We start from the raw sequence: 23,373 nt of genomic DNA, 5'->3' as shown, positions 1-23,373 counted from the left end.
GGGGCGATTTTTAATGTTTAGGGGACTATTGGTAAAATAATGGTGGCCTGCAAACCAGGATTCAAATTTTCAAAGTGAATCTTTCCTTGATGCAAGGCAATAATTTGTTTGGTGATAATGGTCCCCATGCCATGTGTATCATAGTGTCGAGTTTTTTGATTTAATTCAAGGACTTTTTCAGGGCTAATGTTCCCGTTATCGGAGATAGTGAGCAAGACATTGTTTTCTTGGTGTACGAGAACGAGAGATTGGTGAGGTGCTTTGTTATGCGTGAGGCTGTTGAGAAGGAGATTGGTAATCGCGCGTGACAATAAACTTCCATTTCCTAAAATGAAGCTTGGGTGCTCTGGTAGTTGAAAGTCTAAATCAAGGTGTTCGTAATTATTATAAAAATCCGCAATGATTTGTCGGAGGAGCTTGTTGAGGTCAAGACGTTCCATTTCTTGCTGAAGAGCTGGGTTGTCTAGAAGGTAACTCATATTAAGATTGGAAATAATGTGCTCCATCTGATGCACATTGGCTTGAATTTGTTGGAGTTGTTTGGACTTCCCATGTATCGCTTCAAGTTGGCTAGTATGTCCCAAAATGAGAGTCAATGGATTTCGCAGATCATGACTGATGCCACGAATCCAGTGGTTGCGCATTTCCTTGGTTTCAAGCAGAAGCTGAGAAGTCTGGTTGAGAGCGGATTTTATCTCTGTGAGATTTCCTTTTTCATCTAGTAAGACAGGCTTGTTTTCCGATAAATCGGACAATGCTTGCGTGATGGGTTTGAATTCTTGTCGCAGTTTCATTTGTGTTCGGAAGTAGATGAGAAAGAAGGCAATGATAAGACCAATAAAGATGGTCAGACTCCATTTGAAAATCTGAAAGAAGGAATTGGCGTTGTAGTAATTAGCTGGAAATTTATCATAACTCCCTTTGGGATAGCCAAGGACCAGTACTTTATCTCCCATGACAAAGGTGAAAACAGGATAGTCGTCTAAATACCAGCGGCTGAATCGGACAATATCCTTCAATTTGTAGGGGTGGTCTAATGCTTGCGGTAATTGATAGGACTCCTCAATCTGTCCTTCCTCTGTTAAAACCATCAACCAAATATCCTTTTTATCCAGTTGTTCTTTATTTTGCGGAGAAAGGTTCAGTTGGTTGTCTTTTATCAACTGTTGAGCGAAAGCGGTCGGCTCTTGCTGATGGCGTTCTTTGGCAACGATATGAAAGGTTCCTAATAAAAAGATTAGGAGGCTAAAGATTCCCAAGAGCAGTACTGTTGTAAAATAAGCAAATAAGGTTTTAGAAAAGTATTTTAGTGTGCTCATCTAGTCCACCCGTAACTGGTAACCCAGTCCTTTGACGGTGAGTAAATGCGTGGGTTTAGAAGGATTGGTTTCTATCTTTTGGCGCACTTTTCGGATATGAGCCATCAATGTATTTTCATAGCCTTCATACTGTTCTCCCCATACCTTACTCAAGAGGTTATCAAAGGTGACAATTTTATTTTTATGGTCATAGAGCACGCGCAAAAGGCTAAATTCTTTGGCAGTGAGTAGGATTTCCTCTCCCGCCTTGACAATAGCTGCGCGCTCAAAATCGATTTGACAGGATTCGAGCTGTACGATGTCAGCTTGCTGAGGATAGCTGCGCTTTAAAATGGATAAGATGCGCAACTCTAATTCCTTGGGGCGAAAAGGTTTGACAATGTAATCATCTGCTCCCAACTCAAAACCTTGGTATTGTTTCTCAATATCAGATACCGCTGATAAAAAGAGGGCTGGCATCATAGAGACCTGGCGAATGTGGCGGAGAACATCAAATCCAGATCCATCTGGTAGCATAATGTCCAAAATCGCCATGTCAAATGCTTGCGTCTGTAAGAGGTCTAAGGCCTCTTTTTTACTGCTTGCTGTTATGAGCTGTGTGAAACCAGCAATTGCAAGGCTTTCTTTCACCAATTGTAAAATATCAGGATTGTCATCTAAAATCAGTAATTTTCGATCTGTTAATTTCATATTCTTACCTCAAAAAATAGTATAACATACTCTAGTAAAACAGCTCTGCTATTTTCCAAAAATTAAGGAAGAATTAAGGTAGGCGCCAAGGAGAGGTAAGGTGAAGGGTGTACACTAAGAGTGTCAGAAAAAGGAGGACAGAGACATGAACATGATTGAATTACAAAAGGTGAAAAAAGTTTTTGGGAAGCAGACGGCAGTCGATATTCACCATCTAAGCATTGAACAAGGGGAAATTTATGGTTTGATTGGTCCAAATGGGGCAGGCAAGTCGACCATTATGAAGATGATTTGTGGGTTGTTAGAACCAAATGCTGGACAACTGTTTGTAGCAGGTGTAGCAATGAATGAAAACAATCGAATTGGAATTTTAAAACAGATTGGTTCCTTGATTGAAGAACCATCGTATTATGATAATTTGTCAGGTTATGAAAATCTGCAAATTTTAAAAGAATTAAAAGGGTTGACAGAACAGGATGTAGCTGAGGCCTTGTCTATTGTCCGTTTGACAGACCATAAGGATAAGCGCGTCAAGCATTACTCACTCGGGATGAAGCAACGTCTTGGAATTGCAATGGCGATCATGGGACGTCCCCAATTGATTGTCCTAGATGAGCCAACAAATGGTTTGGACCCGCAGGCACGTGAGGAAATCCGTCGTCTGATTCGGAGTTTGCCTGAGAAATTTCAAACGACTGTCATGATTTCGTCTCATGCTTTGGATGAGATTGAAAAAATGGTGACACAGATTGGGATTATCGGGAGCGGAAAGCTCTTGTATCAGGGAACCATCGAGCATTTCAAGAGTCAACACAGTGGGAAATTGTGCTTGCGGACATCAGATGATGCACTGGCAGCTTCACTGTTAGGTGTAGCCTTGGTAGACGAAAGTTTGCTGTTGCCGATTATGTCGGACGAGGAAGTGGGTCAAGTGGTCCATCGTTTGGTAGTTGCTGATGTCTGTATTTATCGCATTTATGAAGTGACCAAGTCCTTGGAAGAACTCTTTATCGAGTTTACAGCCAGTGATCAGTTGTAGGAGGTGGCGTATGTGGAAAGCATTACAAATTGAGACTAAAAAATACCGTGGCTTGCCCGTTTTCCGTCTACTGGGACTGTCCGTGGTCGTAACGATTTTGGTTACGTTGATGAGTATCTTTGATATTAAAGGTAGTAAAGAGCTAGCGGATCTAATGAGTATTCATCTAGTGATGAGCAGTGCGGCTTTTATAAAGGTGATTCTCTTGCCTATTATTTTAGCCAGTCTAGCTAGTATGGCGGTTCAATTGGAAAATCGGCACAAGATGTGGAATGTGCTAAAGAGTAGTGGGGTGAGCTATGCACATATTTATCGCGTAAAATTCATCTATATTTATAGTTGTTATCTTCTCTCTCAACTACTAGAATGGGGGATCATTGCGGTCATTCTCAAGCAAAGAGGATTTAATGGAATTGTTTCCTTTGGGGACGTAGCCCTATATGGGGTGTCGATGCTAGGAATATCCGGTTTTATTTTACTAGGGCATTATCTTTTGTCTCTCAGATGGAGCAACCAATTGATTAGCTTGTCTGTAGCAATGGTCGGCTCTCTGATGGGGATTATTATCCTGTTGATTTCAAAAGAACTCATGAAATTGATACCGTATAGTTGGTATGGATTTTTAATGACAGTGGATTATGTAAAGGTGGGAGATACATTTGTAAAGACTCTCCGTCCAGTAGAACTGTATCCGCTTCTCGCCTCTGTCCTTTTTGGGATACTTCTGTATTCTGTCGGAAAACGTATGAAAGTAGGTGACTAAGATGACATTGATCAAAATTGAACTCATGAAATTAAAAGGTTCTTGGATTTGGTTACCACTCTTGGTATTGCCCTTGATTTCTGTCATCTATGGCAGTGTAAATTTTGCGGGGAATCAGTCTGTTTTGCAGAGGGAGTGGCTGAGTCTCTGGACGCAAGTCTATCTCTTTTATGGGATGTTCTTTTTCCCAAGTTTGATTGGGGTTGTATGTGCCTTTATCTGGCATAGTGAGCATAAGCATAATAGCTTGCGTTTATTATTGACATCGGCCTATACCTTTAGCCAGATGATTTGGGCAAAAGTGGCTGTCGCATTTGGATTGGTATTGCTATCTCAAGTTTATTTTTTGGTTTTGTATGGGGTAAGTGGTCTATTATTTCATTTTCAATCCGCTTTTCCGTTAGAATTATTATTTTGGGCTTTTGTAACGAGTTTATTTGCCTTACCACTTGTTCTCATCCAAAACTATCTTTCTTTGAGGATAAAAAGTTTTGCTCCTCCGGTCGCCTTATCCATGTTATTAGGAGTTGTCGCCTTTTTGATGGGCGTACAAAATATCATTCCAGAGTTAAACTATCTTTTTGCCAGTGCAAAAATGGCTAGTTATATCAATCAGGCAACGTCAGTGCATTTGTCGCTTTCTGCACCAGTTTGGCTTCGATTGATTGGCTATTCAATCATTTTAATAATACTTTTTACGCATTTGCAAAAACGTTATTTGAAGCAGTTGCTAACATAAAGAAATCCCCTGTTTGCCTAGTAGTGAAAACAGGGGATTTCTTTTAGTTAGCCCAAGTAATGACTTCTTCGCGTGGTTTACGTGTACGTGGGTGTTTTGGATCTTTACGACGGTAACCAAAGGAAGCCATGCTGGCTATGCCTTCTTTTTCTAGATCGAGGAGACCATGTTCTGCTAATATCGCATTGACTTTTTCGTATTCAAAACCTTCAATCGGGCAGGAATCGATACCAATCATGGCAGCAGCCGTCATCATATTACCCAAAGCAATGTAGGTTTGTTTGGCCGTCCAGTCCCAGAGGGCGCGTGGATCATCAGCAGTTTTCATGTCACGTGTTTGAAACTCCTGGTAGAGTTTTAGTCGGCTTGCTAGGTCGTCCCCTGTTCCAACTCCGCGTCGAATTAAGCTATTTTTCATACTTTCAGAATCGTAGCGAGCATTCTTTTCTGCAAGGAGTAGCACAAAATGGCTAGCAGTATCAAGCTGTGGCTGTGCTCCCCAGGCAACTGCTTTTAATTCATCTCGGACGTTAGCAATTTGCTCACGGTCTAGTACGACAAAACGCCAACCTTCTAGACCAACAGAAGATGGACTGAGCCAAGCAGTATCTAAGATATATTCCATATCTTCATGTGGAATGGACTCTTCGTTGTATATTCGAACGGCTACACGACGATCAAAGGTAGCGCGAACTTGTTGTTTGATTTCTTCTTTGGACATGAAAAAACCTCCCTTTTATTTCGTTTTCATCATACCAAAAATTTTTTTAAGAAGAAAGTATTTGTTCGTTTTTTACAAAATTTGCTGTCAAAGAGGGCTTGAAATAGGGTATTCCAATTATGTTTCATGGTATGGGGAGTGGAATCTTCACAATATTTAGGAGAAAAATCTGAAATAATATAGTATAATGGAAAAAAAATAGATGGGAGATGACAATGCAACGAATCGATGGAAAGAACTTAGCCGCCAAGAAGCAAGCTGAATTAGCTGACAAAACGACACAATTAAAGGAAAAAACTGGTTTGGTGCCAGGTTTGGTGGTCATATTAGTCGGAGACGATTCGGCCAGTCAAGTTTATGTCCGAAATAAAGAACGGTCAGCCTTGGCGGCAGGTTTTCGCAGTCAGGTGGTTCGTCTACCAGAAAGTACGACACAAGAAGAATTACTCGCATTGATTGAGCGCTACAATCGGGATAGTAGCTGGCATGGTATATTGGTGCAGTTGCCATTGCCGAAGCACATTGATGAGGAAAAGGTCCTATTTGCGATTTCGCCAGACAAGGATGTGGATGGTTTTCATCCGACCAACATGGGGAAATTTTGGTCAGGCCATCCTGTTATGATCCCCTCCACTCCCGCTGGTATCATGGAGATGTTCAAAGAATATGGCATTGAGTTGGAAGGCAAACATGCTGTAGTGATTGGGCGGTCCAATATTGTTGGCAAACCGATGGCACAACTCCTCATGGATGCCAATGCGACTGTCACGATTGCACATTCACGAACAAAGGACTTGGCGTCTGTGGCTCGTCAAGCAGATATTTTAGTTGTCGCTATTGGTCGGGCCAAGTTTATAACCAAGGAATTTGTCAAGGAAGGCGCCGTCGTGATTGACGTTGGTATGAACCGTGATGAAAATGGAAAATTATGTGGTGATGTAGATTTTGATAGTGTGGCAGCAGTAGCAAGCTACCTTACTCCAGTGCCAGGGGGCGTTGGTCCGATGACGATTACCATGTTGTTAGAGCAAACGTTTGAAGCAGCTAAAGTCAGTTTGTAAATAAGGGAGAAAATCCATGAAATTTGTTTTTGATATTGATGGAACGCTTTGTTTTGACCGAATGACTATCTCAGATGAAATCAAGCAAGTTCTGATAAATGCAGAAACTTACGGACACCAAGTGCTATTTGCCTCTGCCCGTTCTTACCGCGACTGTTTAGAGGTGTTGGGTCCTCTATTAAACCAGTATCCAGTTATCGGGTTAAACGGAGGTATCATTTATGATCAGGGACAGCTAGTCTTTGAACAGACAATCGAAGCTAATGCCGTTCAGACGATGTTAGATTGGTTTGATACCTATAACCTTCCCTTTTTCGTGGATGATTCCTTCAATTACAGTGGACAGATGATTCATAAAATGCCTTTCTATTCGAGTGTCGATCCTTTAAAGCAAGCTCAGCAATTACCACTATCTGATTTGCACCATCCTGTGAAAATCGTAGTCTATATGGGAGATCACGAGGATTTGGTAGAGGACACACTGGCGCAATTCGCTAACTCAGAGGTGTTGGATTTGACCTATGATGATAATGAAAAATGTCTCTATATCAATCCGCTTAACATTAACAAGGCGACCAGCGTTGCCCATTATTGTAACGAAGAATTTATCGCCTTTGGCAACGACCAGAATGATATTGACTTGTTTAAAGAGTCAATCTATGCCATTCAAGTCGGTGACTTTGTAGGACTTAGAGAATATGCAGATGATCAAGTATTGCTGATTGGTGACTATGAAGCTGCCTTGGCTGCTAAAATCACACAAGTTTTTGCTGATTTTCGAGGAAAATAATTCCTAAAATCGGTCCCAAGACCGACGAAAGATTGATGAGGAAAGAGTATACTATAGTCAATCCTAAATATTTTTCATAATCTCCTGAAAACACCAGCTGTGAAGTTGGTGTTTTTGTGTGTTCCAATCAGAAAAGTGGGAAATAGGCTCGGTGCGAAATAGCCCTTTTATGCAATAAATGGTATAATTGTATAAAAATAGAAACAGAGGGAGTGGGCTGTGCCAGATTATTTGTCCGTGTCATCATTGACCAAGTATTTAAAATTAAAATTTGACCGTGACCCTTATTTGGAGAGAGTCTATCTGACTGGTCAGGTGTCGAATTTTCGTCCTAGGCCCAATCATCAATATTTTTCTCTAAAGGATGACAAGGCAGTCATTCAGGCGACGATGTGGGCGGGTGTTTTTCGCCAACTTGGATTTCAAATTGAAGAAGGCATGAAGGTCAATGTGATTGGTCGCATCCAACTTTACGAACCAAGTGGTTCTTATTCGATAGTCATTGAAAAAATGGAGCCTGATGGGATTGGTGCCTTGGCTCTGCAATTTGAGCAACTGAAGAAAGCGTTGACCAAGGAAGGGCTGTTTAATCCTGAGTGGAAACACCCCTTACCTCAGTTTGTAAAAAAAATTGGTGTAGTGACGAGTCCTAGTGGAGCTGTCATTCGAGATATTATTACAACGGTTAGCCGGCGTTTTCCGGGGGTTGAAATCCTCCTTTTTCCAACCAAGGTGCAAGGTGATGGGGCTGCCCAAGAAATTGCAGCAAATATCGCAACAGCGAACCTGCGTGAGGACTTAGATGTTCTCATTGTAGGACGAGGCGGAGGTTCGATGGAGGACCTCTGGGCCTTCAATGAAGAAATTGTGGTTCGAGCTATTTTTGAATCACAGATTCCAGTCATTTCAAGTGTCGGTCATGAGACAGACACGACGTTGGCAGATTTTGTAGCTGATCGGCGGGCAGCGACGCCGACGGCAGCCGCAGAGTTGGCGACACCCGTCACCAAATCAGATATTTTGGCTTGGGTGATGGAGCGGGAAAATCGGGCTTATCAGGCTAGTTTGCGTCTCTTACGCCAACGTGAAGAACGGTTAAAGGCCTTACAGAGCTCTGTCATCTTTCGCCAGCCAGAACGCCTGTACGATGGCTATTTGCAAAAGTTAGATACCCTGACCAGCAATATGACAGCGCAGATGCGTCAGATTTATGCAGAACATTTACGAGAAGAACGGTTGTTGAGCCAGCGTCTCTACTCGCTGGATATGGCAGGACGTTTGCGTTACTTATCTGAAAAAATTGCTCAACAAGAACGTTTACTCAAGAGCCATATGGTCAATGTTTATGATCAGAAAGTTGCCAAGGCAGATAAACTGATAGAGACATTGGCAACACTAGATACTAGCCGAATATTAGCTCGTGGATATGCTATGGTATCACAAAAGAATCATCTAGTAGATAGTGTAGAAAAAGTAGATGTGACAGAAGAAGTGGCAATTCAAATGAGGGATGGCCAATTGATTGCGGAAGTAAAAGAAGTGAAAAAGGTTAATGGATAGGAAATGTGGATTGCCTAAAAATGAAAGGAAGACATCATGCCAAGTAAAACAAAAACATTTGAAGAAAATTTAGCAGAGCTAGAAACAATTGTAGGGAAATTGGAACAGGGAGATGTTGCGCTAGAAGAGGCCTTATCGGAATTCCAAAAGGGAATGAAATTATCAAAGACTTTGCAAAAGACACTCAACGATGCAGAAAAAACACTAGTCAAGGTGATGCAGGCGGATGGGACAGAGAAAGAATTGGATGCCGAATGAATAAGTTGAAACAGATTGATGCGGCCATTCGTCGCTATTATGAGAGTCATTCACAAAGCCGTGATGATATTTCATCAGAATTAATGGATGCGATTCTCTACTCGGTTGACAGCGGGGGCAAGCGGATTCGTCCCTTGTTCTTATTAGAGGTACTGGAAGCCTTTGGAATAGAATTATTAGACGCTCATTATGATGTGGCGGCAGCAGTAGAAATGATTCACACAGGATCTCTCATTCATGATGATTTACCAGCTATGGATGATGATGATTACCGTCGTGGTCGGTTAACCAGCCATAAAAAATTTGGTGAAGCGACAGCTATTTTAGCAGGGGATAGCTTGTTTTTAGACCCGTTTGGGCTTATCGCAGAGGCAGATTTGAAGCCAATTATCACTGTGCAGCTCATTCAGTTTTTGTCTGTATCATCTGGAACCTTTGGTATGGTAGGGGGGCAGATGTTAGACATGACCAGTGAAGGCAAATCCCTATCCCTAACGGAATTACAAAATATTCATGTCAATAAGACAGGGAAGTTATTGACATTCCCATTTTGGGCTGCTGGAGTAATAGCAGAGCAATCTGCTAGTGTGCTTGGTCGTCTTTGGCAGGTTGGCTCTCTCGTGGGACATGCCTTTCAAGTGAGAGATGATATTTTAGATGTGACTGCTAACTTTGAAGAGTTAGGGAAGACACCGAATAAGGATATTCATTCAGAAAAATCCACCTATCCAAGTCTACTTGGCCTCGAACAGTCCTATGTGGTGTTGCACGATGCACTAGATAGGGCGCAAGCTATTTTACAAGAATTAGGACAAGAAATCGATTTTCAGCCAGGAAAAATCTTAGATATGATAGAAAGGTTGCGATTAGATGGCCAAGGAAAGAGTTGATGTACTAGCCTACAAGCAGGGCTTATTTGATACACGAGAACAAGCCAAGCGTGGTGTTATGGCAGGATTGGTGGTATCTGTTCTCAATGGTGAGCGCTATGATAAGCCAGGCGAGAAGATTGATGAGTCCACTGAGCTTAAACTTAAGGGAGAAAAACTAAAGTATGTCAGTCGTGGGGGACTCAAGTTAGAAAAAGCTCTCAAGGTCTTTGGAATTTCGGTGGATGGGCTGACTACAATTGATATCGGGGCTTCGACAGGTGGATTTACGGATGTGATGCTTCAAAGTGGTGCTAAATTAGTCTACGCTGTTGATGTCGGCACCAATCAATTAGTCTGGAAATTGCGTCAAGATGAGCGGGTTCGTAGTATGGAGCAGTATAATTTCCGCTATGCAGAACCTGTAGATTTTACAGAGGGGCAACCGCAATTTGCTTCCATTGACGTGAGTTTTATCTCTCTTAGTTTGATTTTACCTGCACTTCAACAGATCTTGGCTGATGGTGGACAAGTGGTGGCTTTGATTAAGCCACAGTTTGAAGCAGGACGGGAACAAATTGGTAAGAACGGGATTGTCAAGGACAAAGCTGTCCACCAAAAAGTACTAGAAACGGTGACAGATTTTGCCTTGGATTGCGGATTTACTATAAGAGGACTGGATTTTTCACCAATTCAAGGTGGACATGGAAATATCGAATTTTTAGCTCATTTGGAGAAGTCAGCTGTTCCAACGAATCAGTTGAAGGATTCTTTTGCCGATGTCGTGGCACGAGCACATGGAGAATTTATAAAAGATGAATAAAAAAGAACGATTGAATTTAATTAAGGATCTGGTGGTTCGCTATCCGATTGATACTCAGGAAGAAATCGTTGAGCGACTACGTGAAATGGATGTTATTGCAACACAGGCAACGGTTTCACGTGATATTAAAGAGTTGGGGATTATCAAAGTTCCGACTGGTGGAAAAGGCTATATTTATGGTCTTCCAAAGACAGCAACTTCTAGATTCCAGAGTAATAATGTCCTTTCGACAGCGACGATGGACAAAATGCTCTATTTGAAGTTGGTTCCTGGAAGCACTGCTGTTGTCAAACGACAAATTTTGGAACGGTTTGATGCACAAATTTTCAGCATTACAGCAGACGATGACAGTATTTTAATTATTGTGAATGAAGAAGACTATCTTCCACAATTGGAACAGACAATAAAGGTTTGGTAAGCAATGCTATTAGAAATTTCAATTAAAAATTTCGCCATTATTGAGGAAGTTTCCCTCACTTTTGATACAGGAATGACTGTGTTGACAGGGGAAACAGGGGCTGGGAAGTCCATTATCATTGATGCTATGAATTTGATGTTGGGAGCACGTGCGACGACAGATGTCATTCGTCATGGAAGCCCCAAGGCAGAAATTGAGGGGCTCTTTTCGCTTGATGTGACTAGTGGTTTACAGGAAGTACTGGCAGAGCAGGGGATTGAATTTTCAGAAGAGCTGATTATTCGAAGAGAGATTTTAGCAAACGGACGCTCGGTCAGTCGAATCAATGGGCAGCTGGTTAATCTTTCTGTACTCAAACAAGTAGGTCAATACTTGGTTGATATTCATGGGCAACATGATCAGGAAGAATTGATGAAGGCAACACACCATATTTCGCTTTTGGATAGTTTTGGGGAGAATGATTTTCAGAGCCTAAAATGGCATTATCAGACAACCTTTGACGCCTATCGTAACTTGCGTAAGCAAGTTATTGAAAAACAAAAAAATGAATCTGAGCACAAGGCGCGAATTGAGATGCTAGAATACCAAATCGCTGAAATTGAAGCATCAGAATTGAAGATGGGAGAGGATGTAGCACTTAACCAAGAGCGGGATCGTCTCATGAATCATAAACAGATTGCCGATACTCTGACCAATGCTTATACCATGCTAGACAATGAAGATTTTTCAAGCTTGGGAAATCTACGTTCTGCCATGAATGATTTGCAGACTCTGGAAGAATACGACCCAGAATATAAAGAATTATCTCAGCAATTGACAGAAACCTACTATATAGTAGAAGATGTCAGCAAGCGCTTAGAGGATATCTTGGATAACTTAGACTTCGATGGCAATCGTCTGATGCAGGTGGAGCAGCGATTGGATTTGTTGCATACCATCACTCGAAAATATGGGGGCACAGTTGATGATGTGCTAGAGTATCTATCAAAAATAACGGAAGAATACCAGTTGTTGACAGGGAATTCTGGTTCGAGTCAGGATTTAGAAGGCCAACTGAAACAATTGGAACGAGAATTGGTTCACAATGCGCAACAACTGAGCCAGGCTCGGCACGAGCTTGCGAGTGCATTAGAAGCCGACATCCAACAGGAACTTCAGGACCTGTATATGGAAAAAGCTCGTTTTCAAGTGCAGTTTACCAAGGGGAAATTCAACCGTCAAGGGAATGAGAATATTGAATTTTATATTTCTACTAATCCGGGAGAGGATTTTAAACCCTTAGTGAAAGTTGCTTCTGGAGGGGAATTATCCCGTCTCATGCTAGCGATTAAATCAGCCTTTGCCCGTAAGGAGGGCAAGACCAGCATTGTCTTTGACGAGGTAGACACAGGAGTGTCTGGTCGAGTGGCTCAAGCTATTGCTCAGAAAATTTATAAAATTGGGCAATTTGGTCAGGTACTCGCTATCTCACATCTTCCACAGGTGATTGCGATTGCGGATAACCAGTTCTTTATTGAGAAAATATCCGATGAATCCACTACTGTTTCACAGGTTCGTCTTCTAGAGATGGAAGAGCGTGTGGAGGAAATTGCCAAGATGCTAGCTGGCGACCATGTGACAGAAGCAGCCCGTACACAAGCTAGAGAACTACTACAAAAGTAAGCTATCTGCTTACTTTTTTTGAAAAGAGGAAAATATGACAGAATCAGAAATCTTGCAGAAAACAGCTCACTATGTAGAAGAAAAATTGACGGGTGAAGGAAGTGGTCACGACTGGTGGCATATTGTGCGTGTCCGCCAAATGGCTGAAAGGCTTGCAGTCGAAGAAGGGGCGAATTCCTTTATCTGTGAAATGGCTGCGCTAGTGCATGACTTAGCAGATGAGAAGGTCGCAGGCAGTGAGGAAGCAGGCTTGGCAGAAGTTCATCGATTATTGGATAGCCTTGGCTTGTCTGACCATCAGACACAAGAAATTTTAATGATTATCCAAGGAATTTCTTACAAGGGAGGGACACTGCGTGATGTTCCCTTGACCTTGGAAGGCAAAATAGTGCAGGATGCTGACCGTTTGGATGCTATTGGGGCAATTGGAATTGCTCGAACCATGGTCTTTTCTGGTCACAAACAGCGACCGATTCATGACCCACAAGTAGCCGTTCGCGAGCAGATGACACTAGAAGAATATCGTTCCAATCAAGGCACCGCCATCAGTCATTTTTATGAGAAGTTGTTAAAATTAAAAGATTTGATGAACACAGAGACAGCAAAACGATTGGCACAAGGCCGACATGAATTTCTCGAATCTTATCTGGAACAATTTTACGCCGAATGGGAAGCAAGGCGGTAAGTTTGATGAAGGTGTAAGTGGAAAAATCTGCTGAATTGTTCAATTTTTGGTATAATGAAAGCATTGAAATGAAAAGTAGGAAGAGAAAATGACAGTAAAAATTGTAACAGATTCCAGTAACACAATGGAGCGTGATTTGGCAAATGAACTAGGAATTACGATTGTTCCTTTGTCCAATATGGTAGACGGCGTGGTCTATTCAGACAATGACTTGAAGCAGGGTCAATTTCTTGAATTAATGCGTCATAGCAAGGCATTGCCAAAAACAAGTCAGCCACCAGTTGGAGTATTTGCCGAAGTTTTTTCTAATTTAGCGAGTAACGGGAGTCAGGTCATTGCGATTATGCTTTCACATGCCTTATCTGGGACAGTAGAAGCTGCAAGGCAAGGAGCAGCCTTGTCAGGTGCAGATGTGACAGTCATTGATTCTAGTTTCACTGACCAGGCAACAAAATTCCAAGTTGTAGAAGCAGCGCGTATGGCGAAAGCTGGAGCAAGTAAGGAAGCGATTTTAACTGCAATTGAAGAGGTGAAAGAAAAGACAGAACTCTATATCGGAGTGTCTACACTGGAAAATCTTGTAAAAGGTGGCCGTATTGGCCGTGTGACAGGCTTGTTGAGTTCGTTGTTGAATATTCGTGTGATTATGCAAATGAAAGACCATCAATTAGAACCAATTGTAAAGGGACGAGGTAGTAAAACCTTTAAGAAATGGCTGGATAGCTTTGTGACAAGTTTAGAGAATAAAAAAGTTGTCGAACTAGGCATTTCTTATGCGGGTGAGCCAGATTTTGCCAATGAGATGAAGGAAAAGTTGCAGGCTTTCGTTCCTACACCAATTTCCGTATTAGAAACAAGCTCGATTATCCAAACCCATACAGGTGAAGATGCTTGGGCCATCTTGGTGCGCTATGAATAGTCGGAAGTTATTACAAGGTCTAGTTTTCTTTTTCATCAGTTTATTGGGGTCTATCTTTCTTTTTCATTTCATTGTACCTGCCGCACAACCTGTTTTAACCAAGGCCGATTACAAAAAGGAAAAAGTTGAGACCTTTTCCTATGTAGCCCTCGGGGATTCTTTGACGAAGGGTGTAGGGGATACGACCAACCAAGGTGGATTTGTTCCTTTAGTTGCTCAAAATTTAATGAATGACTATGGTTACCAGATGGAGGTTAAAAACTATGGTGTCTCTGGTAACACAAGTCAGCAAATTTTGACGCGCATGGAGGAGCAAACTGAAATCTCAGAAGCATTAGCAAGTGCGGATATGATGACACTGACGGTCGGGGGTAATGATTTACGTAAGGTGATTTTGGAAAATATTACCAAACTGAAAGTTTCGACGTTTAAAAAGCCGTCCAAAGTGTACCGCAAGCGATTGTTAGAAATTATTGATTTGGCACGAAAGGATAATCCAAACCTCCCCATTTATGTGTTAGGAATCTACAATCCCTTTTATCTGAATTTTCCTGAATTGACTGAGATGCAGACCATTGTAGATAATTGGAATCAGATAACAGAGGAAGCAGTTTCGCATTTGGATTACGTTTACTTTGTGCCTATCAACGATCTTCTATACCAAGGGATTGATGGACAAGAGGGAGTGCCCCAGATGTCAGGAGAAGAAAGCAAAGTGGTGAACGACGCACTGTATGAAGAGGATAATTTTCACCCCAATAATACAGGGTATGAAATCATGAAACGAGCAGTATTGGAGAAAATTAGTGAAACAAAAGACCAATGGAAAAATTAATGTATGGAAGTGGCTTTTTTTACTATTAGTCGCTGCCATTTTAGGATTAGGCATCGTGGTGATGAGTCGAATGGTGACCTATCGTGAGGATACCAGCTTGATTCAGGTTGAAAAGGGGGAAGAAACGAAAATTGGGACCTTTACAACCACTCGTGATCAGTTAAATGATACGGTTGCGACTTATTTGGAAGATTATCAAACAAAGGATTTCTCTTACAAATTGTATGCAAGTAATCAGCAGGTCCTGTTTGAAGGGGAGTATGCTATTCTAGGCCAAAAAATTCCGCTTTATATTTATTTTCAACCCAGTAAATTAGAAGATGGAAGTGTGTTATTGACTGTTTCTGAAATTTCAGCAGGGACACTCTATCTTCCAAAGGCAGAAATTTTGACCTATCTGAAGAAAAATTATAAATTGCCTGAATTTATCAGTATTAATGCCAAAGATGCTACGATTTTGATTCAATTATCTGCGATAAAAAATGATTTGAAGATTTCTATAAAGGCAAATACAGTTGATTTATATAATGACCAGATTATCTTTGACATATACAGAAAAAAATAAGGGTTAAGAGGGGTAAGTGTCTAGAGTTTTGAGAATATCATAAATACAACCCAGTGGGTAGCAGTAGCTACCTACTTTTTTTGTATTTTAAGGAGTATCTAAAGAACATGAGTTTAGAAATAGAAACAGGGATTTGCAGACGTTGTGCTTGTAATTGGGTTACGCCTTGTATTGATGAAGAACACGGTACTTGTTGGTGGATTGATAAGAATAGAACACTATGTAGCCACTGTTTCCATGGATGGAACGATGAACCTTATCAGATGAAAGTTTACTATCGACCAGGGCATGACTGGTTAGAAAGAGATAGAGAATTTGCTGAGGAAATATTGAGAAGTCCGAAGCATCACTGGGTTTATGATATGGAACACGATGTGCTATGTGTAGTTGGTTTAGGAGATCATATCGGAGCTGTTCGTTTTATTGCAAAAAAATTTTACGGTCTAGATCGTATCTACCGTGAAGAGATTCCAAAATGGCAAGAAATCATTGCCAATAATATGATTTTTCATAATGCAGCGGTGAATGATTCTGATCACTATGCTAGACATTTGCCACGAAAATATCGTGAAGAGAATTGATATGGAAAATAAAATTGTTCAAAAGATCCAAAATCTTTTGGAATTGGCCTACGATGCACCTAATGATGAAGAAGGACAGACAGCCCTTCTAATGGCTCAGAAACTCATGTTTAAACATAAGTTGTCGATGAGTGATGTAACGGCTACTAAAACCAAAAATAATATAGGTGAGGCAGTAGGGACATGGGAATATAGATTGCCCTGGTGGCAGGAGGAATTAGCTGCAATTCTAGGAAAAAATTTCCGATGCCAAACAATTAGAAGACGGAAGATGGATGAAGGCATTACTCAGGTGATTTTCTTTGGCTATCGGTCTGATACTGAACTTTGCACTAGAGTATATGAAGGAGCGATTTTATATCTTAAATATCGATTAAAACGGCTCTTGCCTACTGTTACAAAGTCAAGGTGGAAAGACTATAAGAAATCTTATCTATTAGGTTTCTTAGAAGGTCTTGATCATCGCTTCAGAAACCAGGTTCAGTCGTCAGAAGAGTATGCTCTTATGGTACAGGTTCCTGAAGAGGTTCTAGAAGAACAGCGACAGCGTATGGGAGACCTAAAAAGTAGAAGCCTTAAAATGGCATTTGACGTTGATTATGAGGCGTATATTTCTGGTATTGAACAGTCAAAGGAAACTAAGTTACTATCAGAGGAATTGTTGAATGGAGATCAATTATAAAAATTGAATCTACAATATGGAGAAAATTATGACTAGATTAGAGAGAAAAGCACGTAAGTTAATTTTGAAAGAAATTATGCAATCACAGAATGTGACGCCATACAAAGCAAAGTTGATTTTACAAGAACTAGAGCAATTTGGATTGATTAAATTTTCCAGATCTGGCGAATTTGGTATTAAAGTAGCAGGGTAGGATTAAGAGATGGCAGATATAACTATTGATTTATTGACCACACAAACTTTTTATCAAGTCCCTAAAATTTTCTCAACACGGATTGAAAGAAAATGGAACGAAGATTTGAAGCAAAGAGTAAAGATAAAATATACAAGTAAGTATGTAGTCTTGTCTTCAGATGCAAAACTCGCTTATGGTGCTTTGTACGATCGCTGTCAAGCAAGTATTTATTCTTATCAAAATGGCAAACGTGATTATGTTGATGAAAATGGTTCTGTCTTTTTGATTTACACAATCCAAGATTTGATGGAGTTGTTAGATAAGGCGAAGGGCACTGTCATTAAAATAAAAAAGGAATTGACTGATATGGGGTTGCTTCGGGAAGAGCGCCTTGGTAGAAATAAAGCAAATCGCCTCTACCTTCAGTTAGTTGATGCAAGTTGTCAAGAAATGATTTTTTATGATGAAAGTGACAATTTTATTAAGAAATTAGATGCTAGTGGAAATGTTTTAAAAGAAAATAAAAAAGAAGCTAAAATCGTTGATAGTAGCGGAAGTTCAAAATTTGGACTTCCAAAAATTGAACTTCCGGAGGTTCAAAATTTAGACCCTAGTAATACTAATATAAGTGATACTAATATGAATATAAGTTCTAGAAAAGCTAGAACTGATTCAAATACACAAAATAAATCTCAAAAATATATCTCTCCACAGTACTATTCTCTTTTACAAGTTATTGCAGATAAATACAATGACCGTTACATGTATCCAGAAGGATATACATTGACACATCATCAGAAAATGCAAATTGGTCAATATCTATCTGGTGGTTATGCAACCAGCAATGAAGTGCTAGATATGATTGAACGTATCCCGCCTGCTTGTGAGAGTCCACTCTCTTATCTCTTGAAAATGCTTGATAATCTCAGAGAAGAGCGAAGGATAGAAGAAAAGATGGTTGCGCATCGTAATGCTGAAGTATTTTATGGGAATATAGGAGGCAGATGAGGTTCGTTTATGGTGAAGAAACTATGCAAGAAGTTGATAGGTTAATCAAGGATTAAATCTGAAACTTGACCTCAGTATGTCATTAAACTGCTTGTCCTTTGACAACTGAATACCCCCTCTGTCCCGAAACGATTAGGTAGTGAAATACTTAGCGGCATGACTATGCGATAAAAAAGAAACGGGGGCGGAGTGAACCAGACACAGGTAAACTGATGTGCTGGAACAACTAGAAATACATATCTAGTCGCAGTCATACAACGAAAAAGGATGGTTAATCCATAACCTAAAGGAGTTGAGAGGAACTAGACTATAACTCTTGCTGAAGAAATACAGATGAGCTGCTATGACAGCTTACAGCACGGCGTAGATCGCCTTTCATCTATGAAAAGGAGAAGTCAAATGGATGAAATTAAAATATCCAATCAGGTCTCATTATCAGACTTGAGAAAATTAGGTCGCGAAGGTGGTGCAACAGCGTATTTACTTGATGGTAAAGAGGCAAAACTTCACAGTAAATTCGCGACTGTACGTGAACGTGGATTTGTTAGTGGTCGTCTACAAGATGTTGAAGTGATTATTGACTATCCTAAACTATATTCAAGAATTAGAACCATTCAACGGAATGGTATTCTTGTGGCGAGAAGAAATAAAGGAGAAAAAAAACAATCAAAATTATTATTAACAGGAAAAGGTTATAGCCCTAAAAAGTAAAAGGAGAATAATATGTCTAGAGTGTTGTTAAAAGCAAGTATTACAGGTATGACTATTGGGGTAGTACTAGCTGGTACAGGTGTAGGGGCAGATGAAACTCAAAGTCTTGCACCAAAAGATGATGTCATTATTGTTACAGAACCGTATAAGTCTATTAATACTGACCTAACTTTGTTAAATGGTGATTCTCAAAAGTCTCCAGAAAACAATACAACTATTGTACCACCAGATCCAACTAATCCATCAGTTATAAGTCCTAGCACTGATGGTAATGGAGAACAGGTAACTCCTGTTCCTATTCCAAATCCATCCAATCCAACAATTCCTACTGAACCTACACTTCCAGCTCCTGGAGAAGGAACAGATGGAAAGGTACTGCCAACACCGATACCAGACCCTACCCCTATTCCGAGTCCATCAGAACCGTCAGTACAACCAACTCCAACTCCTAGTGGACAATCAGAACCAAACTCAGAACCTGATCCAAATACTAATCCACCAGAACCAGTGCCGTCTGAACCAAAAACAGCGGATCAGGCACAACGACAAGGTAAATCTCAAGTTGGTACTCTTTCAACAATTACAGGACAAACTGTTCAACCAATTAACGAACCAATACTGACAAATACTGGATCAGTGATTGCGAGTACACAAAATGGACAAATTATCTTGAATGATGGTAGCGCTGTTGCTCCTGAAGTTATTGGAGGTGTAACAAATACAGACAATACAATCACTATCACGAAGGCAGATGGTACCAAAGCTACCCTACCGCATACTGGAGATAGTGCAACAGGATTATTAAGTTTCGCTGGTATATTTTTATTAGGAATTACTGGTTTTATTAAAAAACGTTGGATTTAAAAAAGTAAAGGAGAATATTATGTTAGAAAATAAAGTAGTTTTTGGTTTGCGTAAAGCAAAAAATGTTACCACCCTTGTTGGAGTGCCGTTAGGTACAATGAAAAAAGCCATAGTATTGGCAACAGCTGTTAGCGCAGTCGGTTTGACTTTTGTGGGATATACAGCAAGTGCTGAAGAAAGTGAATCAATTCCAGCTATTGTTGAAAGTAAACTACCTGAAACAATTGATCATAACCAATCCGATGAAGGCCCGTTTAAAGTCTCAAGTTCAATAAATGATGGACCAGTTAAGTTGGAGGAACCATCTGATGTAATTAGTTCCGCAACCAATTTAGCTGATCAACCAGCCGAATCATCAGATCAAGCTATTGATAGTCAGAAAAGAGCTGGGACCTCTGAAGGGGATATTACAACAGTTGTACCAAGTCCGAATCTTGATGCTTCTGTACAACAAGCAAAAGCAGCTGGAATTGATGTAGTTGTTGGAGATACTAAACCTGCGGATAACTATGCATCTGCTCAAAAAAGTTATGATATCCAACAAGCTGTGATTGATGATGTGACAAAAACTTATGACAATGCTACAAAAGCAGTATCTGATGCGAATAAACAAGTAGATGATATTGCCACAAAAGCAACTAATGGTGGGATTGACGTAAAAGTAACTACACAAACTGTGACGAAGTCATCTGAAGTAGATACATCTGGAAATGTTAAATCTTTAACTGAAGTAGATACATACCTTGCTAACAAGAAAATTGTTTTAAATGATTATGCTCAAAAAATGAAAGTTTATGAAGAGCAGTTGTCGAAGTTTAACAAGGATTCTGAGGAATATAAGAAACTGTTTGCAGAGTACCAACAGTTATTTGTACAGTATCAAAAAGATAAATCAATTTTTGATGCCAGTTTAGCAGAATATACAAGCAAAAAAGCTCAATTTGATAAGGGNATGGTTGAATACAATGCTAAGATAGCCCAATATCAAAAAGATAAACCAATTTTTGATGCCAGTTTAGCAGAATATACAAGCAAAAAAGCTCAATTTGATAAGGACATGGTTGAATACAATGCTAAAATGATCCAATATCAAAAAGATAAGGCTGATTTTGACAAAGAGTCTGATTTGCACATTTCTAAAATGGCGCAATATAAACAAAATATGATTGATTACAATGCTGCAATGATCCAATATCAAAAAGACAAAGCAGATTATGATAAGCGAGTTGCGGATTTAAAATCAAAAGTAGGTAAAACTGGTTATCCTACAAAATATTTGACTCAATATCTAAATATTTCTAGTGAGCCAAACGCACGTATCAAGAGTGTTGAAGGGAATGTTGCTACTATTCGCTACTCACTGATTGATTCTTACCAAAAATCAGGTGGTAAATTGACAGATAGTGCGGCACTGCTTTCATATATCACTGCAAATGCTGCAAATGCGTTTGTAAAATATGGTGGACCTGATTATAGCAACTTCTTGTGGCTTGATAAAGGAGATCAGTTTACTGTTACTTACGACAATCTTCAAAATTCGAACTATGGAGATTCGGTTCTTGGTAGTTTAAAATATACTTATACAGTTAATAGCTTATCTGGAGGAAGTACAGGTGTTGCGCAAATCTATACAGATCCGACTTCAACCATTTTTGTTTATTCTTCTCCTGTAAGAAAAGCAGACAATTCAGCAGATGATTTAAACATTACGATGAATGTACGTATGTTTGACAAAGAAGGAAATGAAATCATTGTATCTAAAGATCGTCCAGTAGCGGTGAATTTTGGATCATTGAATAATAAAACATCAGCTGCAGTTAATTATAGTAACATTGAATATGTTAATTACGGAGCGGCTGAACTAGTAGAACTAGTAGGTTCTTCTGTTAAGAAACATGGAAACTTTGCATATGCTGCAACGAATAATTCGTATGTTGATGGCTCTTCTACCTCTGCCAAATTCTACTCTGCTGGTGATGAGAAGAAAGAGACTCGTTACTATGGATCGGCTATAGGATTATTTACAAGTCCAATTAGTTTTCAATTTGGGTTAACTAATCGAGATGTGACATCGAATGTTAACGGTGGCCGTATTGAGCCATCTAATATTTGGTTTGCTTTCAATACGAATGTTGTTGGGGATGTACCAGTGACACCAGTTGAACCACCAAAACCAACCAAGGCACCTGTTCCTCCAACTCCACCAACACAGCCGACTAAGCCAACAGAACCGATTAAACCAACTCCACCAACACAGCCGACTAAGCCAACAGAACCGATTAAACCCACCCCACCAACACAACCGACTAAACCAACGGAGCCAACTCCGCCGACTAAACCAGAAACTCCAGAAATTCCTCCGCTTTCAGTTACACTAGTGAAATTTGATGTTAAAACACCGAAAGTTAATGTGAATCATTTTACAGTTACTCAGAAACCAACTATTTCAAAATCCGTTGAAGATAGTGGTGGGACAGATTTACATAACAAGACAGTTGCAAAAGCATCCAATGTTGTGTATCGTCTTAAAACGGATGTGTTAAAAGCAGGACGAAAAGTTGTTGCAAATGGAAGCTATGTGATTGTAGATAGCTTACCTCAAGGCTATGAAATTGATTTAACTAAAGTTGAAACTGAAAATCCTGATTTCAAAGTAACTTATGCTAAAGATAATCACACATTAACTTTTGTCGGAAAAGATTCTTTAGTAGCAGCAATGAATGCAGATTTGTCAAAGGATTATGACGTGATAGATCCAATTATTCGTGGTTTAGTATTAAATGATAGAGCAACTTATCTCAATAACTATACCTTGCAAATTGGTAATGATTACAAAGTGTATAGCAATACAGTAGTCGTGCATACACCACCTGCCCCAACTCCTACGAAGCAAGTCAAAGATGTTTCTGGTGTAGATATTGATGGGAAATTGGTAAATAAAGGACAAGTTATTAACTATGTTCGCGATTGGGTTTTGGATCAATATAAAGATATTGTAGCAAATGCAGTAGCAATCCAAAAAGGATTTGGCAAAATTGATAATTATGATGAAACTAAAGTCAAGTTCATGTCAGATAAAACGACAATGATTGATTCTGATGGTAACACAGTTACAGGATTAAAAGCCTATGTAATTCAAAATATTGCAGAGGCACCGGAAGAAATTAAAGCACTAGTTCAAAATGCAAATGTACCAATTGTAGAAAACGATGAGTTTGTGATCTGGGTTGCAGAAAATCCTATGAACTTTTACGATAAGTATGTAGTGACAGGTAAAACAATAACTTTCACTACCCCAGCAGAAGTACTAGATAGTGCTGTTGGTCCAATTGATAATGTTGCTTATCAAATTGATTTTGGTAATGGTTATGTGTCAAATGTCGTTACAAATCATGTTCCTCCAACTCCACCAACACAGCCGACTAAGCCAACAGAACCGATTAAACCAACTCCACCAACAACTCCTCCTTCAGTGCCCGTCACACCCGCGAGATTCTTACCACAAACGGGAGAACATCAGTCACCATTAACAATCATTGGTGCAACAGTGTTAGCTGTAATGGGATTATTAGGGTTGCGTAAAAAAGAAGAACAGTAGGTCATTTTCAATAGAATTTGTATTTATTAATTTCTTGA

At 39.9% G+C, this 23,373-nt stretch carries 25 protein-coding genes; 22 read left to right on the top strand and 3 right to left on the bottom strand.

Annotated features, from left to right (window positions below; genetic code table 11):
• Positions 1–17: 17 nt before the first annotated feature.
• Entirely contained in the window at positions 18–1,319 is a 1,302-nt protein-coding gene (locus A3I9_RS0107935; RefSeq protein WP_018378507.1) for a sensor histidine kinase, read from the bottom strand.
• A complete protein-coding gene (locus A3I9_RS0107930) occupies positions 1,320–2,009 on the bottom strand; it encodes a response regulator transcription factor (RefSeq protein WP_018378506.1) in 690 nt (229 codons plus the stop codon).
• 145 nt (positions 2,010–2,154) lie between these two features.
• On the opposite strand from A3I9_RS0107930, the gene A3I9_RS0107925 reads away from it, so the two are divergent.
• Genes A3I9_RS0107925 through A3I9_RS0107915 form a run of 3 tightly spaced genes read left to right on the top strand, consistent with a single transcriptional unit; the run spans position 2,155 to position 4,550 of the window.
• A complete protein-coding gene (locus A3I9_RS0107925) occupies positions 2,155–3,048 on the top strand; it encodes an ABC transporter ATP-binding protein (RefSeq protein ID WP_018378505.1) in 894 nt (297 codons plus the stop codon).
• Between the two features lie 10 nt (positions 3,049–3,058).
• Positions 3,059–3,811 carry an ABC transporter permease gene (locus A3I9_RS0107920; RefSeq protein WP_018378504.1) on the top strand — a complete coding sequence of 251 codons (753 nt, stop codon included), beginning with the start codon at positions 3,059–3,061 and terminating at the stop codon, positions 3,809–3,811.
• A 1-nt stretch (position 3,812) separates the two neighbouring features.
• Positions 3,813–4,550: an ABC transporter permease gene (locus A3I9_RS0107915; RefSeq protein WP_018378503.1), complete on the top strand. Its 738-nt coding sequence runs from the start codon at positions 3,813–3,815 to the stop codon at positions 4,548–4,550.
• Between the two features lie 43 nt (positions 4,551–4,593).
• On the opposite strand, the gene A3I9_RS0107910 is transcribed toward A3I9_RS0107915, so the two are convergent.
• Positions 4,594–5,271 (bottom strand): NAD(P)H-dependent oxidoreductase, encoded by a 678-nt coding sequence (locus A3I9_RS0107910; RefSeq protein WP_018378502.1) that lies wholly within the window; start codon positions 5,269–5,271, stop codon positions 4,594–4,596.
• Between the two features lie 215 nt (positions 5,272–5,486).
• Here A3I9_RS0107910 and A3I9_RS0107905 point away from each other — a divergent pair, with 215 nt between their 5' ends.
• From A3I9_RS0107905 to A3I9_RS13040, 19 genes are all read left to right on the top strand, one after another.
• A complete protein-coding gene (locus A3I9_RS0107905; RefSeq protein ID WP_018378501.1) occupies positions 5,487–6,332 on the top strand; it encodes a bifunctional methylenetetrahydrofolate dehydrogenase/methenyltetrahydrofolate cyclohydrolase in 846 nt (281 codons plus the stop codon).
• Positions 6,333–6,348: 16 nt separating this feature from the next.
• Entirely contained in the window at positions 6,349–7,122 is a 774-nt protein-coding gene (locus A3I9_RS0107900; RefSeq protein WP_018378500.1) for an HAD hydrolase family protein, read from the top strand.
• Positions 7,123–7,341: 219 nt separating this feature from the next.
• Positions 7,342–8,682, top strand: coding sequence for an exodeoxyribonuclease VII large subunit (xseA, locus tag A3I9_RS0107895; protein WP_018378499.1), 1,341 nt, complete (start codon positions 7,342–7,344; stop codon positions 8,680–8,682).
• Between the two features lie 36 nt (positions 8,683–8,718).
• Complete coding sequence (locus tag A3I9_RS0107890) at positions 8,719–8,940, top strand: exodeoxyribonuclease VII small subunit (RefSeq protein WP_018378498.1); 222 nt, start codon at positions 8,719–8,721, stop codon at positions 8,938–8,940.
• Complete coding sequence (locus A3I9_RS0107885) at positions 8,937–9,830, top strand: polyprenyl synthetase family protein (protein ID WP_018378497.1); 894 nt, start codon at positions 8,937–8,939, stop codon at positions 9,828–9,830. The genes A3I9_RS0107890 and A3I9_RS0107885 overlap by 4 nt, the downstream gene beginning before the upstream one ends.
• Entirely contained in the window at positions 9,811–10,632 is an 822-nt protein-coding gene (locus tag A3I9_RS0107880; RefSeq protein WP_018378496.1) for a TlyA family RNA methyltransferase, read from the top strand. The genes A3I9_RS0107885 and A3I9_RS0107880 overlap by 20 nt, the downstream gene beginning before the upstream one ends.
• Positions 10,625–11,050: an arginine repressor gene (locus A3I9_RS0107875; RefSeq protein WP_018378495.1), complete on the top strand. Its 426-nt coding sequence runs from the start codon at positions 10,625–10,627 to the stop codon at positions 11,048–11,050. The genes A3I9_RS0107880 and A3I9_RS0107875 overlap by 8 nt, the downstream gene beginning before the upstream one ends.
• 3 nt (positions 11,051–11,053) lie before the next feature.
• The gene (recN, locus tag A3I9_RS0107870; protein WP_018378494.1) at positions 11,054–12,712 is read left to right on the top strand and encodes a DNA repair protein RecN; all 1,659 of its coding nucleotides are present in this window, start codon (positions 11,054–11,056) and stop codon (positions 12,710–12,712) included.
• A gap of 34 nt (positions 12,713–12,746) precedes the next feature.
• A complete protein-coding gene (locus A3I9_RS0107865; protein WP_018378493.1) occupies positions 12,747–13,397 on the top strand; it encodes an HD domain-containing protein in 651 nt (216 codons plus the stop codon).
• An 88-nt stretch (positions 13,398–13,485) separates the two neighbouring features.
• Complete coding sequence (locus tag A3I9_RS0107860) at positions 13,486–14,316, top strand: DegV family protein (protein WP_018378492.1); 831 nt, start codon at positions 13,486–13,488, stop codon at positions 14,314–14,316.
• Positions 14,309–15,151, top strand: a complete 843-nt coding sequence (locus A3I9_RS0107855) for an SGNH/GDSL hydrolase family protein (protein WP_018378491.1) — start codon at positions 14,309–14,311, stop codon at positions 15,149–15,151. Before A3I9_RS0107860 ends, A3I9_RS0107855 begins: the two co-directional genes overlap by 8 nt.
• Positions 15,123–15,716 (top strand): YpmS family protein, encoded by a 594-nt coding sequence (locus A3I9_RS0107850; RefSeq protein WP_018378490.1) that lies wholly within the window; start codon positions 15,123–15,125, stop codon positions 15,714–15,716. Before A3I9_RS0107855 ends, A3I9_RS0107850 begins: the two co-directional genes overlap by 29 nt.
• 107 nt (positions 15,717–15,823) lie before the next feature.
• On the top strand, positions 15,824–16,297 hold the full coding sequence (locus A3I9_RS0107845; protein ID WP_245538935.1) for a hypothetical protein: 474 nt from the start codon (positions 15,824–15,826) through the stop codon (positions 16,295–16,297).
• Between the two features lies 1 nt (position 16,298).
• Entirely contained in the window at positions 16,299–16,979 is a 681-nt protein-coding gene (locus tag A3I9_RS0107840) for a DUF2786 domain-containing protein (RefSeq protein WP_018378488.1), read from the top strand.
• Between the two features lie 28 nt (positions 16,980–17,007).
• A complete protein-coding gene (locus A3I9_RS13585) occupies positions 17,008–17,172 on the top strand; it encodes a hypothetical protein (RefSeq protein WP_018378487.1) in 165 nt (54 codons plus the stop codon).
• Positions 17,173–17,181: 9 nt separating this feature from the next.
• Positions 17,182–18,162: a replication initiator protein A gene (locus A3I9_RS0107830; protein ID WP_018378486.1), complete on the top strand. Its 981-nt coding sequence runs from the start codon at positions 17,182–17,184 to the stop codon at positions 18,160–18,162.
• A gap of 399 nt (positions 18,163–18,561) precedes the next feature.
• On the top strand, positions 18,562–18,873 hold the full coding sequence (locus tag A3I9_RS0107825; protein WP_018378485.1) for a hypothetical protein: 312 nt from the start codon (positions 18,562–18,564) through the stop codon (positions 18,871–18,873).
• A gap of 12 nt (positions 18,874–18,885) precedes the next feature.
• Positions 18,886–19,737 (top strand): LPXTG cell wall anchor domain-containing protein, encoded by an 852-nt coding sequence (locus A3I9_RS12685; RefSeq protein ID WP_018378484.1) that lies wholly within the window; start codon positions 18,886–18,888, stop codon positions 19,735–19,737.
• A 19-nt stretch (positions 19,738–19,756) separates the two neighbouring features.
• Complete coding sequence (locus A3I9_RS13040; protein WP_018378483.1) at positions 19,757–23,335, top strand: LPXTG cell wall anchor domain-containing protein; 3,579 nt, start codon at positions 19,757–19,759, stop codon at positions 23,333–23,335.
• The last annotated feature ends 38 nt before the right edge of the window (positions 23,336–23,373 follow it).

The organism is Streptococcus ovis DSM 16829 (assembly GCF_000380125.1).
Classification (GTDB): domain Bacteria; phylum Bacillota; class Bacilli; order Lactobacillales; family Streptococcaceae; genus Streptococcus; species Streptococcus ovis.
The sequence above is the reverse complement of the archived record's forward strand: the minus strand, read 5'-3'. Positions and strand labels throughout refer to the sequence as shown.

Bases quoted from the DNA above. Each gene is read 5' to 3' on its own strand.
- A3I9_RS0107935 (WP_018378507.1), bottom strand. From the start codon at position 1,319: ATGAGCACACTAAAATACTTTTCTAAAACCTTATTTGCTTATTTTACA.
- A3I9_RS0107910 (WP_018378502.1), bottom strand. From the start codon at position 5,271: ATGTCCAAAGAAGAAATCAAACAACAAGTTCGCGCTACCTTTGATCGT.
- A3I9_RS12685 (WP_018378484.1), top strand. From the start codon at position 18,886: ATGTCTAGAGTGTTGTTAAAAGCAAGTATTACAGGTATGACTATTGGG.
- A3I9_RS0107880 (WP_018378496.1), top strand. From the start codon at position 9,811: ATGGCCAAGGAAAGAGTTGATGTACTAGCCTACAAGCAGGGCTTATTT.
- A3I9_RS0107905 (WP_018378501.1), top strand. From the start codon at position 5,487: ATGCAACGAATCGATGGAAAGAACTTAGCCGCCAAGAAGCAAGCTGAA.
- A3I9_RS0107855 (WP_018378491.1), top strand. From the start codon at position 14,309: ATGAATAGTCGGAAGTTATTACAAGGTCTAGTTTTCTTTTTCATCAGT.
- A3I9_RS0107900 (WP_018378500.1), top strand. From the start codon at position 6,349: ATGAAATTTGTTTTTGATATTGATGGAACGCTTTGTTTTGACCGAATG.
- A3I9_RS0107890 (WP_018378498.1), top strand. From the start codon at position 8,719: ATGCCAAGTAAAACAAAAACATTTGAAGAAAATTTAGCAGAGCTAGAA.
- A3I9_RS0107860 (WP_018378492.1), top strand. From the start codon at position 13,486: ATGACAGTAAAAATTGTAACAGATTCCAGTAACACAATGGAGCGTGAT.
- A3I9_RS0107825 (WP_018378485.1), top strand. From the start codon at position 18,562: ATGGATGAAATTAAAATATCCAATCAGGTCTCATTATCAGACTTGAGA.
- A3I9_RS0107840 (WP_018378488.1), top strand. From the start codon at position 16,299: ATGGAAAATAAAATTGTTCAAAAGATCCAAAATCTTTTGGAATTGGCC.
- A3I9_RS0107875 (WP_018378495.1), top strand. From the start codon at position 10,625: ATGAATAAAAAAGAACGATTGAATTTAATTAAGGATCTGGTGGTTCGC.
- A3I9_RS0107865 (WP_018378493.1), top strand. From the start codon at position 12,747: ATGACAGAATCAGAAATCTTGCAGAAAACAGCTCACTATGTAGAAGAA.
- A3I9_RS0107830 (WP_018378486.1), top strand. From the start codon at position 17,182: ATGGCAGATATAACTATTGATTTATTGACCACACAAACTTTTTATCAA.
- A3I9_RS0107915 (WP_018378503.1), top strand. From the start codon at position 3,813: ATGACATTGATCAAAATTGAACTCATGAAATTAAAAGGTTCTTGGATT.
- A3I9_RS0107920 (WP_018378504.1), top strand. From the start codon at position 3,059: ATGTGGAAAGCATTACAAATTGAGACTAAAAAATACCGTGGCTTGCCC.
- A3I9_RS0107930 (WP_018378506.1), bottom strand. From the start codon at position 2,009: ATGAAATTAACAGATCGAAAATTACTGATTTTAGATGACAATCCTGAT.
- A3I9_RS0107885 (WP_018378497.1), top strand. From the start codon at position 8,937: ATGAATAAGTTGAAACAGATTGATGCGGCCATTCGTCGCTATTATGAG.
- recN (WP_018378494.1), top strand. From the start codon at position 11,054: ATGCTATTAGAAATTTCAATTAAAAATTTCGCCATTATTGAGGAAGTT.
- A3I9_RS13585 (WP_018378487.1), top strand. From the start codon at position 17,008: ATGACTAGATTAGAGAGAAAAGCACGTAAGTTAATTTTGAAAGAAATT.
- A3I9_RS0107845 (WP_245538935.1), top strand. From the start codon at position 15,824: ATGAGTTTAGAAATAGAAACAGGGATTTGCAGACGTTGTGCTTGTAAT.
- A3I9_RS0107925 (WP_018378505.1), top strand. From the start codon at position 2,155: ATGAACATGATTGAATTACAAAAGGTGAAAAAAGTTTTTGGGAAGCAG.